Annotated in this window: 18 protein-coding genes; 14 read left to right on the forward strand and 4 right to left on the reverse strand. The window is 37.2% G+C overall.

What is annotated here, in order from left to right:
- Positions 1-88: 88 nt before the first annotated feature.
- Together GYM74_RS04170 and tsaB are read left to right on the forward strand one after the other, a co-directional pair.
- A complete protein-coding gene (locus tag GYM74_RS04170; protein ID WP_220219232.1) occupies positions 89-1,993 on the forward strand; it encodes an ATP-dependent DNA helicase in 1,905 nt (634 codons plus the stop codon).
- Positions 1,994-2,020: 27 nt separating this feature from the next.
- Positions 2,021-2,701 (forward strand): tRNA (adenosine(37)-N6)-threonylcarbamoyltransferase complex dimerization subunit type 1 TsaB, encoded by a 681-nt coding sequence (tsaB, locus tag GYM74_RS04175; RefSeq protein WP_220219233.1) that lies wholly within the window; start codon positions 2,021-2,023, stop codon positions 2,699-2,701.
- A gap of 48 nt (positions 2,702-2,749) precedes the next feature.
- Here the strand turns inward: tsaB and GYM74_RS04180 are convergent, their stop codons facing one another.
- Entirely contained in the window at positions 2,750-3,016 is a 267-nt protein-coding gene (locus tag GYM74_RS04180; RefSeq protein ID WP_034912061.1) for a GrxA family glutaredoxin, read from the reverse strand.
- A gap of 366 nt (positions 3,017-3,382) precedes the next feature.
- On the opposite strand from GYM74_RS04180, the gene GYM74_RS04185 reads away from it, so the two are divergent.
- The 4 genes from GYM74_RS04185 to GYM74_RS04200 all read left to right on the forward strand — a co-directional run bounded on the left by GYM74_RS04185 (position 3,383) and on the right by GYM74_RS04200 (position 6,299).
- A complete protein-coding gene (locus GYM74_RS04185) occupies positions 3,383-4,075 on the forward strand; it encodes a hypothetical protein (RefSeq protein ID WP_220219234.1) in 693 nt (230 codons plus the stop codon).
- Between the two features lie 58 nt (positions 4,076-4,133).
- Positions 4,134-4,982 (forward strand): bifunctional methylenetetrahydrofolate dehydrogenase/methenyltetrahydrofolate cyclohydrolase FolD, encoded by an 849-nt coding sequence (gene folD / locus GYM74_RS04190; RefSeq protein ID WP_220219235.1) that lies wholly within the window; start codon positions 4,134-4,136, stop codon positions 4,980-4,982.
- Between the two features lie 80 nt (positions 4,983-5,062).
- The gene (gene ppiB, locus GYM74_RS04195) at positions 5,063-5,554 is read left to right on the forward strand and encodes a peptidylprolyl isomerase B (RefSeq protein ID WP_220219236.1); all 492 of its coding nucleotides are present in this window, start codon (positions 5,063-5,065) and stop codon (positions 5,552-5,554) included.
- Complete coding sequence (locus GYM74_RS04200) at positions 5,547-6,299, forward strand: UDP-2,3-diacylglucosamine diphosphatase (protein ID WP_220219237.1); 753 nt, start codon at positions 5,547-5,549, stop codon at positions 6,297-6,299. The genes ppiB and GYM74_RS04200 overlap by 8 nt, the downstream gene beginning before the upstream one ends.
- Here the strand turns inward: GYM74_RS04200 and modC are convergent.
- The 3 genes from modC to modA are packed head-to-tail and all read right to left on the reverse strand — an operon-like array spanning position 6,278 to position 8,418.
- Complete coding sequence (modC, locus tag GYM74_RS04205; RefSeq protein WP_220219238.1) at positions 6,278-6,958, reverse strand: molybdenum ABC transporter ATP-binding protein; 681 nt, start codon at positions 6,956-6,958, stop codon at positions 6,278-6,280. The genes GYM74_RS04200 and modC overlap by 22 nt on opposite strands.
- A 6-nt stretch (positions 6,959-6,964) precedes the next feature.
- Entirely contained in the window at positions 6,965-7,654 is a 690-nt protein-coding gene (modB, locus tag GYM74_RS04210; protein ID WP_220219239.1) for a molybdate ABC transporter permease subunit, read from the reverse strand.
- 11 nt (positions 7,655-7,665) lie between these two features.
- Positions 7,666-8,418, reverse strand: coding sequence for a molybdate ABC transporter substrate-binding protein (gene modA, locus GYM74_RS04215; RefSeq protein ID WP_220219240.1), 753 nt, complete (start codon positions 8,416-8,418; stop codon positions 7,666-7,668).
- A gap of 288 nt (positions 8,419-8,706) precedes the next feature.
- On the opposite strand from modA, the gene GYM74_RS04220 reads away from it, so the two are divergent.
- The 8 genes from GYM74_RS04220 (at position 8,707) to glnK (ending at position 17,665) form a co-directional block, all read left to right on the forward strand.
- On the forward strand, positions 8,707-9,483 hold the full coding sequence (locus GYM74_RS04220) for a TOBE domain-containing protein (RefSeq protein ID WP_220219241.1): 777 nt from the start codon (positions 8,707-8,709) through the stop codon (positions 9,481-9,483).
- 15 nt (positions 9,484-9,498) lie between these two features.
- Positions 9,499-10,959: a molybdate ABC transporter ATP-binding protein ModF gene (gene modF / locus GYM74_RS04225; protein ID WP_220219242.1), complete on the forward strand. Its 1,461-nt coding sequence runs from the start codon at positions 9,499-9,501 to the stop codon at positions 10,957-10,959.
- 395 nt (positions 10,960-11,354) lie between these two features.
- Positions 11,355-13,358: an excinuclease ABC subunit UvrB gene (gene uvrB / locus GYM74_RS04230; protein ID WP_220219243.1), complete on the forward strand. Its 2,004-nt coding sequence runs from the start codon at positions 11,355-11,357 to the stop codon at positions 13,356-13,358.
- A 25-nt stretch (positions 13,359-13,383) separates the two neighbouring features.
- Positions 13,384-13,734 carry a RidA family protein gene (locus GYM74_RS04235; protein WP_220219623.1) on the forward strand — a complete coding sequence of 117 codons (351 nt, stop codon included), beginning with the start codon at positions 13,384-13,386 and terminating at the stop codon, positions 13,732-13,734.
- A gap of 230 nt (positions 13,735-13,964) precedes the next feature.
- Positions 13,965-14,465 (forward strand): 5-(carboxyamino)imidazole ribonucleotide mutase, encoded by a 501-nt coding sequence (gene purE / locus GYM74_RS04240; protein ID WP_220219244.1) that lies wholly within the window; start codon positions 13,965-13,967, stop codon positions 14,463-14,465.
- A gap of 1 nt (position 14,466) precedes the next feature.
- Positions 14,467-15,537: a 5-(carboxyamino)imidazole ribonucleotide synthase gene (purK, locus tag GYM74_RS04245; RefSeq protein ID WP_220219245.1), complete on the forward strand. Its 1,071-nt coding sequence runs from the start codon at positions 14,467-14,469 to the stop codon at positions 15,535-15,537.
- Between the two features lie 48 nt (positions 15,538-15,585).
- On the forward strand, positions 15,586-17,073 hold the full coding sequence (gene dgt / locus GYM74_RS04250) for a dGTPase (RefSeq protein ID WP_220219246.1): 1,488 nt from the start codon (positions 15,586-15,588) through the stop codon (positions 17,071-17,073).
- Between the two features lie 253 nt (positions 17,074-17,326).
- Positions 17,327-17,665: a P-II family nitrogen regulator gene (glnK, locus tag GYM74_RS04255; protein WP_220219247.1), complete on the forward strand. Its 339-nt coding sequence runs from the start codon at positions 17,327-17,329 to the stop codon at positions 17,663-17,665.
- Positions 17,666-17,669 lie beyond the last annotated feature (4 nt).

Here is a 17,669-nt window from a genome sequence, read left to right on the forward strand (position 1 = left end):
CAACTTTCATTGCGTTTTAATATTCCTAAATAGATTTTCTTATTTTGATTAATGTGTTGAATTTATCTTTTTATCAGGTGCATGTTAAGTGATTGATGATTTTGCAGAAAATGGTTTACTGGCTAAAGCGATAGACGGCTTTGTGGCAAGAGAGCCACAACGCAACATGGCGAGTAAAGTTTCCGAATCGATAGAAAAACAGCATGCTCTTGTGGTTGAAGCAGGTACCGGAACGGGTAAAACTTTCGCTTATCTTGTACCTGCCTTGCGCAGTGAAAAGAAAGTGATACTTTCAACAGGATCTAAAAATTTACAAGAACAACTATTTAGTAAAGATCTACCGATTATCAAAAAGGCATTAAATTACACGGGTAAAATATCGTTACTGAAAGGGAGATCGAACTATCTTTGTTTAGAACGTTTGTATCATCAATATGCCGCCGCCGGTGATCTCAATAAAGATTTACGTGTTGATTTGGCTAGGGTCAAAAACTGGTCGATTAAAACCAAAGATGGCGATATCAGTAAATGCACAACGGTTACTGAGGATAATCCGATTTGGCCTATTTTAACCAGCACTAATGATAGTTGTCTTGGAAGTGATTGTGAACATTATAACGATTGCTATGTCGTCAAAGCCCGAAAGCGAGCATTAAATGCGGATGTTGTTGTTGTCAATCATCATCTATTTTTAGCGGATGTGGTAGTAAAAGACACCGGATTTGGCGAACTCATACCTAAAGCTGATGTGATGATTTTTGATGAAGCGCATCAACTTCCAGATTTAGCTTGTCATTATTTCGGCGAACAATTAACAAGTAGACAACTTTTTGATTTAGCCAAAGAAATTACTCTTTGTTATCGCACCGAAGTCAAAGACATGGCTCAACTACAACAGTGTGCCGATAAACTTCAAAAATGCACTCAAGATTTACGGTTGGTCATTAATCAGCAAGCACCCAAAGGTAATTTACGTACTTTATTTAATCAACCTGCTGTAAAACAAGAATTATCTTATCTTTTTGATGCGCTAAACTTTTGTCACGAAGTGATGTTATTAGCTATTGGTCGTTCTTCAACGCTCGATAACTGTTTTGATAGAGTAAGCCAATATACTTTGCTGTTAAAACGACTTCAAGAGATCAATACCACCGGCTATAGTTATTGGTATGAAAGTAGTCTTAACTACTTTCTCTTTGCGTTAACGCCATTATCGGTTGCCGATAAGTTCACCGAATTATTAGCGGAACGAAAAGGCAGTTGGATATTTACCTCTGCTACTTTGTCAGTCAATAATCAATTAGATTATTTTACTAAACGTTTAGGCTTAACCAATGCTGACTCATTAATATTAGAAAGCCCTTTTGATTATGCTCATCAAACCATAATGTGTGTGCCTCGCTATATTCCTTCACCTAATGAACAAGGTAATGCGGAAAAACTGGTCAATATTCTATTGCCGGTGATTGAAGCAAATAATGGGCGATGTTTCTTTTTATGTACCTCTTATGCAATGATGAATGCATTGGCTAAGCAGTTTAGAGAGCTGACCCAATTACCCGTACTGGTTCAAGGTGAAACCAGCAAAGTAAAATTATTAGATCAGTTTGTTGCCAGCGGTAATGCACTGTTAATCGCAACCAGTAGCTTTTGGGAGGGGATAGATGTTAGAGGCGATACCCTATCATGTGTTATCATAGATAAGTTACCATTTACATCTCCGGACGATCCACTTATTAAAGCGCGTATGGAGGATTGTCAAATGCAAGGTGGCGATGCGTTTAATGATGTACAACTACCAGAAGCGGTGATCACCTTAAAACAAGGTGTCGGGCGCTTGATACGTCACCATAATGATCGTGGTGCAATTATTATTTGTGATAATCGTCTGGTCATGCGACCATACGGTGCAACATTTATTAATAGTTTACCGCCTTCACCCAGAACACGAGATATAAATAAAGTAATTAATTTCTTATTATCAAAGAACTAACAAAAGACAGAAATTTTTGGGAAAAAAATGAGTACTATATTAGCAATTGATACTTCAACTGAAGCTTGTTCGGTCGCTTTACTTTATCGTAATGAAATCACTTCAGATTTTATGATCTCAGCCAGAGACCATACTAAGCAAATACTCCCTATGGTAGATAAAATATTGCACCAATCTGACTGCTCACTTTCTCAAGTTGATGCTATTGCTTTTGGCCAAGGCCCCGGAAGTTTTACCGGTGTTCGAATTGGCATTGGGGTTGCCCAAGGTTTAGCATTGGGGCTTGATAAACCAATGATAGGCGTATCAACGTTAATGACTTTAGCTCAAGGGGCATATCGTAACAAACAAGCAACCGATGTAATTGCAGCAATCGATGCCAGAATGAACGAGGTCTACTTAGGACAATACCATTATATCGATGATCAATGGCAAGCGGTTATCACTCCTTGCGTTGTTGCACCTGAAAAAGTCGGTGACAAAATACAAACGATAACCAGCTCAACTTATTGTGCAGGTACTGGCTGGCAAACTTATCCGGATATGTTAACGAACATTAAACAAAGTGATGTTTTACTGCCCGATGCTCAAGATTTGATTGTCATTGCTGAACAAAAATGGCAAAACAATGAGTGGCTAAATGTACAGGATGCTGAACCCACCTATTTACGAAACGAAGTAACATGGAAAAAGTTACCGGGGCGATAAAAAAAGCCACAATTAAGTGGCTTTTAAATAGAATTTGATGATGAAAGATTACTCTTTGAAAAGACCTAAATGCTCTTTAGCATAAGCTTCAAAGTCAGTGCATCCACCAATTGGTTTTTCATCAATAAAGATTTGTGGCACAGTTTCAACTGGCTTGCCCACACTTTTAGAAAGATCTTCTTTAGTAATGCCTTCTGCATTAATGTCGACATAACGATAAGAAAAATCATCACGTTCTTGCGATAATTTTTCGGCTAACTCTTTCGCTCGTACGCAATACGGACAGCCTTGACGACCAAAAATTACAGTATACATTTGTCACCTCTTTCATTGATATTAATGATATGTTCACTATACTTTAGTTTTAAAGAAAAAAAAGTTGTTAAACATATTTGTTTAAATAGATTATATCTATTGATAATCAAATTGGAAAGTTAAAAAGGCTTTAAGGTGGATCACCAAAATTAGATTGCTTATTTTTTCATATATTTCATCGCACTTTTGAAACAGCCAGCAACATTATTTTTATAATATGATTATATTATTAGAGAATAAAGACTGTTTTTTAGTCAGCCTGTTATAACTAAACTTTTCTTGAAATAGCAAAAATAAATATTATTTATTATGCTTATTGATAAGCGAAAGCTATAATCGGTTGTAATTAACTAATTGGATATAAATATGTTAAAAAAAATATTATTAATCGTTTTGTTATTACCCATGAGTGTCTATGCTGCTAAAAAAGAGTGTGCTGTTAAACCCAGTTATGACATCTCTATCAGCAAAGAGAGTGTGCATATTTACAATAAAAAGGATGATTTGATTATTTTGCCAAACGGTAATGTAATATTAAATCAAAAATCGATAACGCCAAATCGTGCCTTACAAAAAAAATTAATCCAATTTCAAAAGGATTTTCGGATTCAGCTACCTAAGCTTGAACAACAATCTTTAGACCTTTTACTTGAGATAAAAACAAGTTTTGATCAAGCTATAGTAAATCAATTAAGTGATGATAGTGAGCTGAAAAGTGAATTAAATAAATTGTATAAACGCTTGGTCAAGTTGCTTCATACAGCCATTATCACTGAGCAAGGTAATACTCAATTTCATTATGAAAATTTTAATAATCTAAAAAAAGAAGGACAAGATATTGGCGAACGTATTTTTTATAATGTGGTCGGTGGCAGTATTTTGCATTTTAATTTTTTCAAAAATATGGGTGCAATTAAAGAGATTTCCAAAAACGAATGGAAGGCGCAAAAGCCTAAACTTAAAGCTTTTGAAGCCAATATTTGTTCAGTTATAACCAATTTTGACCAAAATTATAAACAAATATTGACTGAACTTAACCAATCAACCATAACTGAATAGACATTAATAAAAACTTTTGCGAGAATAATATTTTCAGTAAACATAGAAATGAAGACTTATGAGTGCACAAATAATTGATGGAAAAGCGTTATCGCAACAAATCCGCAATGACATAGCGAGTAAAGTTAAAGCACGTGTTGAAAAAGGATTAACTCCTCCGGGGCTAGCGGTTATACAGGTAGGCTCCGACCCTGCATCTAAAATTTATGTCAGCAATAAGCAAAAAGCTTGTGATGATGTTGGTTTTGCTTCATTTGCTTATGATTTTCCAAGCTCTACAACAGCTGATTTATTAGCGCTAATTGATGAACTTAATCAACGTCCTGAGGTACATGGTATTTTAGTTCAACTCCCATTACCGGACAATATTGATAAAACTAAGGTGCTTGAACGCATAGATCCACGTAAAGATGTCGATGGTTTTCACCCTTATAATATTGGTCATTTATTACAGCGAGACCCTATTTTACGCCCATGCACCCCTTATGGTGTTGTTAAAATGTTAGAATCAACCGGAGTAAACCTATCGGGTCTTAATGCAACGGTAGTGGGTGCCTCAAGTATCGTCGGGCGCCCAATGGCACTGGAGTTATTATTGTTAGGATGTACAACAACTATCACTCATTCTCGCACTGTTGATTTAGCAAAACATGTCAGCAATGCTGATATTGTTGTTGCCGGAGTGGGAATTGCCAATTACGTGAAAGGCGAGTGGATTAAGCCGGGTGCAATTGTTATCGATGTTGGCATTAACCGATTAGCCAATGGTAAATTAGTGGGGGATGTCGAGTTTGACGAAGCTGCTAAGCGTGCAGGTTGGATTACCCCAGTTCCTGGTGGAGTCGGCCCAATGACGGTAGCGATGTTGATGAGTAATACATTCGAAGCTTGTGAAAAGTTTAGTTAGTCGATAGGGCAATACCATGTCACAAGATTTCAGATTTTTTAGATGTAAAATAAAATAAAAATGAAAATAAGGAACATTTTATGGTTATATTTCACACTTCATACGGTGATATCAAAATTAAAACCCATGAAGATAAAGCACCGGAAACGGTAAAAAATTTTATTGAATACTGCAAAGAGGGTTTTTACGATAATACAATCTTCCACCGAGTGATTAATAATTTCATGATTCAAGGTGGTGGTTTCGGGCCGGATATGCAACAAAAGAAAACCAAAGCGCCAATCAAAAACGAAGCTGATAATGGTTTAAAAAATAATCGTGGTACATTAGCTATGGCGCGTACTTCTGATCCACATTCTGCTACGGCGCAATTTTTTATCAATGTGGTCGATAATGACTACCTCAATTACCATTCATCTGATGTCAATGGCTATGGCTACTGCGTTTTTGCGGAAGTTGTAGATGGTATGGATGTCGTTGATAAAATTAAAGCTGTCAAAACAGGGCGTTCCGGTATGCATTCTGATGTTCCTGTGGAAGAGGTTTTAATCAAGAGTGTTACGGTTGAATAATCCAACACGCTTTTTTATTGCAGATATTCATCTTGCTGACAATACATCTGCCTGCGGTTGTTTCGATATCACCGCAGGCTTTTTGTCTTTCTTAGAGCAGCTCCCCGATCATTGTGAACTCTACATACTCGGCGATCTATTTGATTATTGGATTGGTGATGATGTCAATACACCGTTACATCAAAAAGTGGCTGACGCATTACAATCTCTGACAGAACGCCATATCAAAAAATTTTTTGTCCATGGTAATCGTGATTTTCTGTTAGGAAAAAAGTACGCCAAATTGTGTGATATGACGATATTGCCTGATGTAAATTGTATTGATAATCAAAACCAAAATATCCTTTTTTTGCATGGTGATCTACTCTGTATTGACGATCGGCAATATCAAAAATTCCGTAAGGTGATGCATAATAAGTGGTTGCAAAAGCTCTTTTTACTGTTACCACGCACGATTCGCACGAAAATCGCCGGAAAATTACGGCAAGAAAGCAGTGCGCATAATCAAGTCAAGTCTGAAAACATTATGGATGTTAACCAGCAAGCGGTTGAAGCAATGATGAAACAGCATAAAGCCAATATTATGATACATGGCCATACCCATAAACCTGCTACGCATCACTTTTTAATTAATGGTCGTCAAGCTAGCAGAATCGTTCTAGGCGCTTGGCATGACGGTGTTTCGTACATTAAGCAAGAGAGTAACAGCGAAACTGTATCGCTTTACAACCACGCTTTTAAATAATCACTTTGCAATATATCATCAGTTTTTCCAAAATTAAGTAATCGCCCCTGATCTAAAATGACGACTTCATCTGCTATACACTTCACTTCGTTGATATTATGAGTGACATAGATAATAGGTATATTAAAATCACTAACCAATTTGGCAATATAACTCAATAATTCTCTTTTACGTGGCATATCCAATGCTGATAGTGGCTCGTCCATTAGCAGCAATTTGGGATTAGTAAGTAATGCTCGCCCAATGGCAACACGCTGTTTTTCACCACCTGATAACATTGCCGGATAACGATCTAATAGGGAGCTGATATTGAGCACATCAACAATTTCATCAAATTTGGGTGACTTAATCCCTTTAGCGCCATAGGTCAGATTTTTTGAAACTGTAAAATGGGGAAAAAGTAAAGCATCTTGAAAAACCGTACCGATATCTCGTTTATTCGGTAAGATAAACTGCCGTTGTTCAATATCAACTAATATTTCATCATTTAGCTGAATAAAGCCATGATCGGGTTTGATTAACCCGTTAATAAGATTGATTAAGGTGGATTTTCCCGCACCTGAAACGCCTAAAACAGCGGTAACGCCTTGACAGTTTATGGTATGGTTAAATTCAAAAATAAATGAAGAGAGTTGTTTGCTCACTGCTAATTTTAACATAACCGATCACCCTGCCAGCTTCTTTTTATGCCAGCGGTTTAACATTTCAGATAGGAATAGGGCAACCAGTGATAACACTATCGAGATAATGCACAACCTCAGTGCGGCTGATTCACCATTAGGCATTTGCAGCAAGGTATACATAGCTAATGGTAAAGTTCGTGTTTCGCCCTGAATATTTGAGACAAAAGTTATGGTCGCACCAAACTCACCTAAACAGCGAGCAAACCCAAGAACAATACCCATTAAAACACCGGGAAAAGCTAGGGGTAAGGTGATTGTAACAAATACACGTAACGAGCTGGCGCCTAATGTACGTGCTACATTTTCTAAACGAATATCGATAGATTCAATGGCTAAACGTATAGACCGTACCATTAACGGGAAAGCAACTACTGCAGAGGCCAACGCTGCACCTTGCCAATTAAAACTGAAACTAATATGGAAAAAATGATTTAACCACTCGCCAATTACCCCATGACGCCCCATTGTCAAAAGTAACAGATAACCTAACACAACAGGTGGCAAAACTAAAGGTAGATGGACAACGCTATCAAAGAGAGATTTTCCCCAAAATTGACAGCGGGCTAAAATCCAAGCTGTTAAAATGCCTAGTGGCAGACTAAATAAAATTGCCGCACCGGCAACTTTCAAGCTTAGCAGTAAGGTTTGCCATTCAAATTGCGTTAATATCATAATAAAATAGATTATTTAGTGATAAATCCATATTTTTCGAAAATCGCCTTAGCCTGTGGTGATTTTAAGTACTGATAAAAATCATTAGCTTCCGATTTTAACATTGTTATAGGATATTCAATCGATTCAAAAGTATCAGCCGGGAAAGTACCAACAATTTTCACTTTATCACTTACTTTAGCATCCGTACTATAAACAATACCTAAAGCTGCTTCATTGCGTTCAACTAACATTAATGCATCACGGACATTACTGGCAGGGGCAAATTGTGGCGCTAGCTTATCATACACACCTAAATGAGTTAACGACTCTTTAGCGTAAAGTCCGGCTGGCACATGTTGAGGATCACCAATAGCTAATCTTTCGCCTTTGGGTAAAATGGCTTGCCAATTAGTATCTTTATTAATATCGACTTGATCAATTTTCGCTTGCTTTGGTGCAATAAGAACTAAACTATTTTTTAATAGATCTTCTTTATTTTTGGTTAACTGATGATCGATAAGATATGTCATCCATTTTTGATCTGCTGACATAAAAATATCGGCAGGGGCACCTTGTTCAATCTGCTTAGCTAAAACTGAAGAGGAAGCAAATGAAAAGACAATTTCTGCATCTTGATGCTCTGCTTTATAGGCTGTAGCAATATCTTGCATAGCATTAGTTAACGAAGCAGCGGCAAAAACCGTTACTTTTTGTGTAGCTAGAGCCGAAAACGACAGTATCAAAGCTGTCAATCCAAAAATAAATCCAGTTAATTTTTTCATTTAATCCCTCACAAATTCCATGATGACAACAATTTAACGATAAAATTGATTAATCACTTAACCATAGCATCGTTATATAAAATAATACATAACGATGCTATCAAAAAAATTTATAAAGTACAATTAAAGATCAATAGTTAATCAAATTGAATAAATAAAACAATATTCACCAAATTATCATATAATGACCAACAACAAGTACAGACTTTGAACCCTAGGCAAAAAGCGTCTAAAATAGATTAATCTGTAGGCAAAAAGTCGCTGTAAAGCTTATCAAGGGTTAGCAAGATGTTCTCGCCAGAAATATTTTTAACATTAAAACTCAATCAGCAATTATTTACTGATGCAAGACGTATTGCATTACTAAAAGCGATAGAGCACACAGGCTCTTTAAGTCAGGCGGCAAAATCAATTGGCATCAGCTACAAAACTGCCTGGGATGCTATCAATGAAATCAATCAATTAGCCCCTAAACCTTTTCTGATTACCGCAACTGGTGGTAAAAATGGTGGCGGGACAAAATTAAGCGCTTATGGCGTTAGGTTTATTCAACTTTATGATCTGCTGACACAACTTCAGCATAACGCTTTTCAAATATTAAGTGATGATGAGATACCGCTTGATGATATTTTAAAGACAACGGCAAAGTTATCCTTACAAACCAGTGCGCGTAATCAATTATATGGTAGCGTGCAGCAGATTGAAACGAACACTATTGCTGGCTTTATCGATGTTAAGTTGAATGATAAACAGACAGAGTTAAAAGCTTATATCACCCAGCAAAGTATTGAACGATTGAAATTAAGCATTGATAAATCTGTTCTTTTATTAATTAAAGCGCCTTTAATTGAATTTAATGATAGCTACCAAAATTGTTTACTCGGTAAAGTAGAAACAATAACCAAAGAGGGGCAGTGGAGCGAAATTGCTATTTCATTACCGTCGGGTTTAATGCTCTATGCCAGTAAATTAACCTGTGAAATTGAACCTCTCGCTTTAACGGTAGGCAAACAAATCACGTTATCTATTGATCCCCAACACATTATTGTCGCAACATTAGTTTAGTTTATTGAGGTAGTTATGTTACATATTGAAAATGCACACTATAGAATCAATGATTATAAAGTGTTTATCATCGAATCTTTAACAATCGATAAAGGAACCAGTGTTGCTTTTGTTGGGCGTAATGGCAGTGGCAAATCAGTACTGGCAAAAGCGCTAGCTTCTGAACAACCATTATTGTCCGGGCAGGTTAACAATCAATTTAAATCCTCAGCGCATATCTCTTTTGAACAGCTACAAAAACTGATTGATGAGGAGTGGAAACGTAATAATACCGATATGTTAAGTGAAGGGGAGGATGATACAGGACTCACTACCGCGCAAATTATTCAAGAAAAAACAGTTGATGATAAACTTTGTCAGCAATTAGCAGAACAATTTGGCATTGCTCATCTTTTAGATAGACGTTTTAAATACCTATCCACCGGTGAAACACGTAAAACCTTAATATGCCGAACATTAATGTCAAAGCCTGAATTATTAATTTTAGATGAGCCATTTGATGGACTGGATCAATTATCCCGAGAAAATTTAGCAGAAAAGTTAAGCGAGTTATCTAAGCAAGGCATTACTATCATATTGATTTTAAACCGCTTTAATGAAATCCCTCTTTTTGTTAACTATATTGGCTTATTAGCCGATTGCCAGCTATTGAAATTTGGACTAAAAGACACAATATTAGACGATGAAACAGTAAAACTACTGGCTGATCTTGAAAGTTTGCCTAACGCAGATTTGCCCGATCCCGAGCAATCACCTGTACCGCTATCCGATACCTTAGATCGTATTAATCTGATTAATGGACATGTTCAATATGACGACAAAGTCATCATAGCAGGTTTAAACTGGCAAGTTAAAGCTCATGAAAATTGGCAAATTGTTGGCCCTAATGGTGCGGGTAAGTCAACGTTGTTAAGTTTAGTTACCGGTGATCATCCGCAGGGATATAATAATGATCTGACTTTATTTGGTCGTAAACGGGGAACCGGTGAAACGATTTGGGATATTAAACGTCATATTGGTTATGTGAGTAGCAGTTTACACCTGGACTATCGTGTTAGTTCAAGTGTCAAAAATGTATTAGTTTCCGGCTATTTTGATTCAATTGGCGTATATCAAGCTATTAGTGATAAGCAGTCGAAACTGGCAGATGAGTGGTTATCAATTTTAGGATTAACACAGCAAGCGGATAAACCGTTTCAATCACTGTCTTGGGGGCAACAACGGCTGGTATTAATTGCTCGAGCACTGGTGAAGCATCCAACATTATTGATTTTGGATGAGCCTTTACAGGGGCTTGACCATTTAAATCGAGAATTAGTTAAACGTTGGATTGATCGCTTAATCAATAACGGACACACACAATTGTTATTTGTATCACATCATGCCGAGGATGCGCCAAAATGCATCACTCATCGACTAACTTTTGTGCCCAAGGTTGATTTTAGCTATCAATATAAAATTGAAAAATTAAATTAAGTATTTGGTAAAACCTATTGAACCGAAATTGAAAAATAGGAAAAATCATCAAAAAAACTTTTTTGTCATGGTTAAATTTTACCGGAAAAAATGAAAAAAGTTTATAAAGGTTATACTTATGAAGTTATCCCCGATGCCTGTGGATAACTCTGTGAATAGATTATTGAAAAGTGTGCTGACCTCAATGGCTAACAGGTTTTAACTCGGTTTGGTTACAACTTAATCATGAAGTGTGAAATTGTTATTTATCAATAAGTTAGCATAAATCAAGTTATCATTTCGTTATTATTCTTATGCGTTTTTATATCAAATGCACAAAAAATATAAGATTTGAAAAGGTCAAGTCTTTTTGGGGATAATTTTTATTAATAGGTAAAATATTAGGTTGCGATGTAATGAGAAAATTTAAATTATGTTCCGATTTCAAACCTGCTGGTGATCAACCAGCAGCAATAAGTAGGATTAATCAAAACCTTGATGACGGAATTGCACATCAAACATTGTTAGGTGTTACAGGTTCAGGTAAAACATTCACCATGGCCAATGTGATAGCTAAACATAATCGCCCAACAATAATTCTTGCGCCAAATAAAACATTAGCAGCGCAACTTTATGGCGAAATGAAAGCTTTCTTTCCAGAAAATGCCGTTGAATATTTTGTGTCTTACTATGATTATTATCAGCCTGAATCGTATGTACCGTCGACAGATACGTTTATTGAAAAAGATGCTTCTATTAATGAGCACATTGAACAAATGCGCCTTTCTGCCACCAAATCACTATTAGAAAGACGTGATGTGGTAATTGTTGCTTCGGTTTCAGCTATTTACGGGTTAGGTGCGCCTGAAACATATATGTCAATGATTTTGCATTTAACTCGAGGAACAATCACCGATCAACGTTCAATCTTAAATCGATTAGCAGAGTTGCAATATACTCGAAATGAACTCGGATTTAGTCGTGGTACGTTTCGGGTAAGAGGCGATGTTATCGATATTTTCCCAGCGGATTCTGATGAACTGGCGGTAAGAGTAGAACTGTTTGATGATGAAGTTGAAAAGATAGTCATGTTCGATCCATTAACCGGCAATAGTATCAATGAAGTGCCGCGCATTACTATTTATCCAAAAACGCACTATGTTACGCCAAGAAATATCATGGATAATGCCATTGCGCAAATTAAGCAAGAGCTTAAAGAGCGTCAAAAGGTGCTATTAGATAATAATCGTCTTTTAGAAGAACAACGATTAACTCAACGTACATTGTTTGATATCGAAATGATGACCGAATTGGGATACTGTTCCGGGATAGAAAACTATTCCCGCTTTTTGGCACAACGGAATCCGGGCGATCCGCCAGCAACATTATTTGATTATCTACCCGCTGACGGTTTATTATTTATTGATGAATCGCATGTTGCGATACCGCAGTTAGGGGCTATGTATAATGGTGACCGATCGCGTAAGCTCAATTTGGTTGAGTACGGTTTTCGTCTACCTTCTGCATTAGATAATCGACCATTAAAATTTTCAGAATTTGAAAATATAATGCCGCAAACGATCTATGTATCGGCAACGCCAGCGAAATATGAAATTGAAAAATCTGGTGGAGAGATTATTGAACAGGTGGTTAGACCAACCGGACTACTTGATCCTATTATTGAGGTTAGACCGGTTGCGACTCAGGTCGATGATCTACTTTCTGAAATCAAAATCCGGATGCGTAATGATGAACGCGTGCTAGTGACAACCTTAACTAAACGTATGGCAGAAAACTTAACTGATTATCTTTCTGAGCATAATGTTAAAGTTAAATATCTACATTCAGATATCAATACTGTTGAACGAATGGAGATTATTCGTGATTTACGTCTGGGTAAAGTTGATGTTTTAGTGGGTATTAACTTATTACGAGAAGGGCTCGATATTCCTGAAGTTTCCCTTATCGCAATACTTGATGCTGACAGAGAAGGCTTTTTACGTTCGGAAAGTTCATTGATACAAACGGTAGGCCGTGCCGCTCGTAATGTTAATGGTCGAGCAATATTATATGCGGACAAAATTACGCCAGCTATGCAAAAAACCATTGATGAAACCGCTCGTCGTCGTAAAAAACAGGAAGATTTCAACACTGAGCATGGCATAACACCAAAATCAGTCCGTAAAGAGATCAAAGATATTTTAGATGCCAGATTGAGCACTAAAAAATCTACTGCTAAAGTACAGGCCTTCGAACCAGGTAAATCGTATAACTATGTATCGGTGAAAGAAGTTCAAGCAAGAGTCAAAGAGCTTGAAGCGATGATGTACGAAGCAGCACAAAATCTTGAGTTTGAAAAAGCTGGCGTACTACGTGATGAGATAAAACAATTGCGAGCCGATTTTATTAAAGTCTCTTAATTATTCATCAAAAAAGGAAAATATGATGACCATAAAACGAATTGACCCGGCTGATCGCTGGTCTGAAGCGGTGATCCACAATAATGTTATTTATTACACCAGTGTACCGAGTGACTTGATTAATGATGCTTATGCGCAAACCAAAAGCGCATTAGCAGAGATTGATCAAATCTTAGCAAGAGCTAATAGCGACAAATCACAACTTTTAGATGTAACCATTTTTTTAGTGAACAAAAGTGATTTTGCCGCTATGAATAAAGCATGGGATGAATGGGTGGCAAAAGGAAGTGCACCAGTTCGCTGTACCGTACAGGCTGGATTAATGAAAGATGAATACTTAATTGAAATCAAAATTGTTGCCGCAATAAAACCGTAATTTAAAAACAACTGCCGCTGACGGCTGTCGGCGGATATCAACCCTATTGGACTATTTATAGTAACAAAATCAGCTAACGGTAAAGTCCTTAAAACGTAAATGGTGAACAAGTTACGTTTGTCCAATCAAATATAGTTATCCCCAAATACTGGCTTTTTTTTATCCTCATTAATTAAATTTTAGTGTATACTTTCGTACACTTAACACTTGATATCTTCACATCTATATCTATGCATATTCAACCTAAAATAGCCATTGTCATGGGCTCTAAAAGTGATTGGAACACAATGCAACATGCGGCTGATATCCTTGATGCATTAGCCATTACTTATCATGTCGAAATTGTCTCAGCACATCGTACACCCGATAAATTATTTCAATTTGCTCAAGATGCTAAGCAACGAGGATTTGAAGTAATTATTGCCGGGGCTGGCGGAGCTGCTCATCTGCCCGGTATGTTAGCGGCAAAAACGCTTGTGCCGGTATTGGGCGTGCCTGTACAAAGCGCTGCATTAAATGGCTTAGATAGTTTATATTCCATTGTTCAAATGCCAAAAGGCATTCCGGTTGGCACATTAGCTATCGGTAAAGCGGGTGCAGCAAATGCAGCATTATTGGCAGCTCAAATTTTGGCATTACATGATAAAGACATTTATCAACGATTATCGACATGGCGCTTAAGCCAAACCGATGAAGTATTAAATAATCCTGATCCAAGAGTAGAAGCATAAAATGACAACTCAAACTGTATGTGTGCTTGGCAACGGTCAATTAGGGCGCATGCTCAGACAAGCTGGCGAACCATTAGGTATTAAAGTCTTTCCTGTGGGGCTAGATGATGACCCAAAAACGATTCCTTATCAACATTCAGTCATTACGGCTGAAATTGAACGCTGGCCAGATACCCCTTTTACGCAGCTATTAGCTAATCATCCCTACTTTATTAATCGAAATATCTTCCCAATTATTGCTGATCGCCTAACCCAAAAACAACTACTGGATGAACTAGGATTACCCACAGCAAAATGGTGCCCACTTAATGATAAACAGGACTGGCAAACACTGTTTAATCAGTTGGGTGAACGACTAATTGTAAAACGTCGAATCGGCGGTTATGACGGTCGAGGACAGTGGCGCATTGGGATCAATAGTGAAATAGATATACCGGATGATATATATCAACATGCTATCGTTGAACAAGCGATTTTATTTGAAAAAGAGATGTCATTAATTGGTGCCCGTAATGCCCAAGGTGAAACTGTCTTCTATCCACTGACCAACAACCTACATCAAGACGGCATATTAAAAATGAGTGTTGCACTGGCGGAGCAAGCGCCGGAGCTACAAACTAAAGCAGAAACAATGCTTGCAACTATCATGCATAAACTCAACTATATTGGGGTTATGGCGATGGAGTGTTTTGTTAAAGGTGATGAGCTACTCATTAATGAGCTGGCACCTCGTGTACATAATAGTGGTCATTGGACTCAAAATGGCGCATCTATCAGCCAATTTGAATTGCATCTGAGAGCAATATTAAACTTACCTATGCCTAAACCTGATGTTTCAAGTCCGGCGGTTATGGTTAATTTAATTGGTACTGACCTCAATTACAATTGGTTGACTGATGAGTTAGTTCACCTGCATTGGTATGAAAAAGAGGTAAGGGCAGGGCGTAAAGTAGGGCATCTTAACTTAACGCATAATCAGCCAGAAAAATTAATACGTTCTTTAGATAAACTTATTCCATTATTGCCGGCTGATTATCAAATTCCGATCGAATGGGCCAAGCAATGGTTATAACGGTTTGATGTGTAACAAAGTTATCAATTTAATTCAAAGGAATGTACCATGATCGACTTCAATCAAAAAATTAATTACCAACGATATAGTAGCAAACAGTGTGAAACGCTAAACGATGAGTATGCTGTATTACGTCGATTTGAAAGTGATCGTGGTCGAATTATCAACTCGGCGGCTATACGACGCCTACAACAAAAAACTCAAGTTTTTCCATTAGAACGTAATTCGGTTGTGCGTACAAGGTTAACTCACTCAATGGAAGTCCAACAGGTTGGGCGTTACATAGTTAAAGAGATAGTTGATCGTTTAAATAAATCCGGGCAATTGAAAAAATACGGGCTTGATAAATCGATTATGTCGATTGAAACGCTGGTTGAAATGGCGTGTTTAATGCATGACATTGGTAACCCACCATTTGGTCATTTTGGTGAAGCGGCAATTAACCAATGGTTTACACAACGTTTAGGCATCGATAAACAGAGCCGTTATAAAGTGCTTGAAGAGTATGCCAGTGACAATGAAGACATCCGCCAACTAAAACAAAAGATTCGTCAAGATCTCTGCCATTTTGAAGGTAATGCTCAAGCGATCCGTTTAGTGCACACAATATTAAAACTCAATTTAACTTATTCGCAAATTGCTTCCATACTTAAATATTCTAAGCCGGCATATTGGTCATCACCAGTACCCGATAAGTTTGCCTATTTAATGAAAAAGCCCGGTTATTACTTATCTGAAGAACCTTTTATTCTAGAGATGTCAAAGCAGTTAGATATCCAGCCATTTCATCGTTATCCGCTTACCTATATTATGGAAGCAGCCGATGATATCTCATACTGTATTGCTGATTTGGAAGATGCCGTTGAAAAGAAAATTTTAACGGTACAACAGTTATATCACTCTTTAAAAGAGGCGTGGGGGCCTGTTAAAAAAGGCGATCTCTTCGATTATGTGGTAAACCGCCCTTATGAAAACCTAAAACAAAACCAATTTGAAGCCATAGGCATAGATCAATTCTTTATGTATTTACGTGTCAATACAATAGGTAGACTTGTTCCGCATGCCGCTGAACGTTTCATTGAAAATATCGAAGCAATCTATCACGGCTCATTTAATCATGCTTTATTGGAAGATCATGATGCCGAATATAAACTGCTTAATATTTTTAAAACTGTTGGGGTTGAACATATTTTTAATCATGAATCAGTGGAAAATATTGAACTGCAAGGCTATCGAATTATAAGCGGATTATTAGATATCTACAGCCCTTTGCTTGATATGCCGACCGACGATTTTACAAAACTAGTGCAAGATGGCAATCACAAAAAATATCCTATCGAAACACGCTTGTATCATAAATTATCATCAAAACATCGTGTCGCTTATCAACAAGCTGTGACAAAACACAATATCAAACAGCCAGATTATGCTTGCTGGGAATTTTATTATCGTTGTCGGTTGATTCAAGACTATATCAGTGGGATGACAGACCACTTTGCCTATGATGAATATCGTAAATTAATGGTGACGTTCTAAATAAATTGATTTTAGTGGGCACCAAAAAACAGCACTGCACTATATTAGTGCGCAAATAAAACTCACGATCAAGCTAAAGCCGCAGCTTTAGCTTCCTAACATAGTAAACTTGCATATCTGCCTCATTGGCGAAATAGCAAGCTAACTTGATATCAATATATCCTACTATTTCTGGCAAAGATAAAAGCACATTAATTTATGGCATGCACTTTGCATTACATTGCTTATCTATCATATTTATGAGGAGCAATGAATGAAATTAGTTACCGTCATTATTAAACCATTCAAGTTAGAAGAAGTCCGAGAATCACTGTCCAATATAGGTATAACAGGCTTAACGGTGACCGAAGTTAAAGGTTTTGGTCGCCAAAAAGGGCATGCTGAATTGTATCGAGGCGCAGAATACAATGTTAACTTCCTGCCAAAAGTCAAAATAGAACTAGCCATTAATGATGAGCAGTTAGAAGAGGTGATAAGCACCATTTCTAAAGCGGCACATACCGGCAAAATAGGCGACGGTAAGATTTTTGTTACCGCTCTTGAACATGTGGTACGAATTCGTACCGGTGAAACCGATGAAGCAGCACTTTAGTCAT

The organism is Gilliamella sp. ESL0405 (genome assembly GCF_019469205.1).
In the GTDB taxonomy this organism is placed as follows: domain Bacteria; phylum Pseudomonadota; class Gammaproteobacteria; order Enterobacterales; family Orbaceae; genus Gilliamella.

What these genes read in the sequence shown, in the direction of transcription:
- GYM74_RS04180 (WP_034912061.1), bottom strand. Translation starts at nt 3,016, where the DNA reads ATGTATACTGTAATTTTTGGTCGTCAAGGCTGTCCGTATTGCGTACGA.
- modF (WP_220219242.1), top strand. Translation starts at nt 9,499, where the DNA reads ATGTTACATATTGAAAATGCACACTATAGAATCAATGATTATAAAGTG.
- glnK (WP_220219247.1), top strand. Translation starts at nt 17,327, where the DNA reads ATGAAATTAGTTACCGTCATTATTAAACCATTCAAGTTAGAAGAAGTC.
- dgt (WP_220219246.1), top strand. Translation starts at nt 15,586, where the DNA reads ATGATCGACTTCAATCAAAAAATTAATTACCAACGATATAGTAGCAAA.
- GYM74_RS04235 (WP_220219623.1), top strand. Translation starts at nt 13,384, where the DNA reads ATGACCATAAAACGAATTGACCCGGCTGATCGCTGGTCTGAAGCGGTG.
- folD (WP_220219235.1), top strand. Translation starts at nt 4,134, where the DNA reads ATGAGTGCACAAATAATTGATGGAAAAGCGTTATCGCAACAAATCCGC.
- uvrB (WP_220219243.1), top strand. Translation starts at nt 11,355, where the DNA reads ATGAGAAAATTTAAATTATGTTCCGATTTCAAACCTGCTGGTGATCAA.
- GYM74_RS04185 (WP_220219234.1), top strand. Translation starts at nt 3,383, where the DNA reads ATGTTAAAAAAAATATTATTAATCGTTTTGTTATTACCCATGAGTGTC.
- ppiB (WP_220219236.1), top strand. Translation starts at nt 5,063, where the DNA reads ATGGTTATATTTCACACTTCATACGGTGATATCAAAATTAAAACCCAT.
- purK (WP_220219245.1), top strand. Translation starts at nt 14,467, where the DNA reads ATGACAACTCAAACTGTATGTGTGCTTGGCAACGGTCAATTAGGGCGC.
- tsaB (WP_220219233.1), top strand. Translation starts at nt 2,021, where the DNA reads ATGAGTACTATATTAGCAATTGATACTTCAACTGAAGCTTGTTCGGTC.
- modC (WP_220219238.1), bottom strand. Translation starts at nt 6,958, where the DNA reads ATGTTAAAATTAGCAGTGAGCAAACAACTCTCTTCATTTATTTTTGAA.
- modB (WP_220219239.1), bottom strand. Translation starts at nt 7,654, where the DNA reads ATGATATTAACGCAATTTGAATGGCAAACCTTACTGCTAAGCTTGAAA.
- GYM74_RS04220 (WP_220219241.1), top strand. Translation starts at nt 8,707, where the DNA reads ATGTTCTCGCCAGAAATATTTTTAACATTAAAACTCAATCAGCAATTA.
- purE (WP_220219244.1), top strand. Translation starts at nt 13,965, where the DNA reads ATGCATATTCAACCTAAAATAGCCATTGTCATGGGCTCTAAAAGTGAT.
- modA (WP_220219240.1), bottom strand. Translation starts at nt 8,418, where the DNA reads ATGAAAAAATTAACTGGATTTATTTTTGGATTGACAGCTTTGATACTG.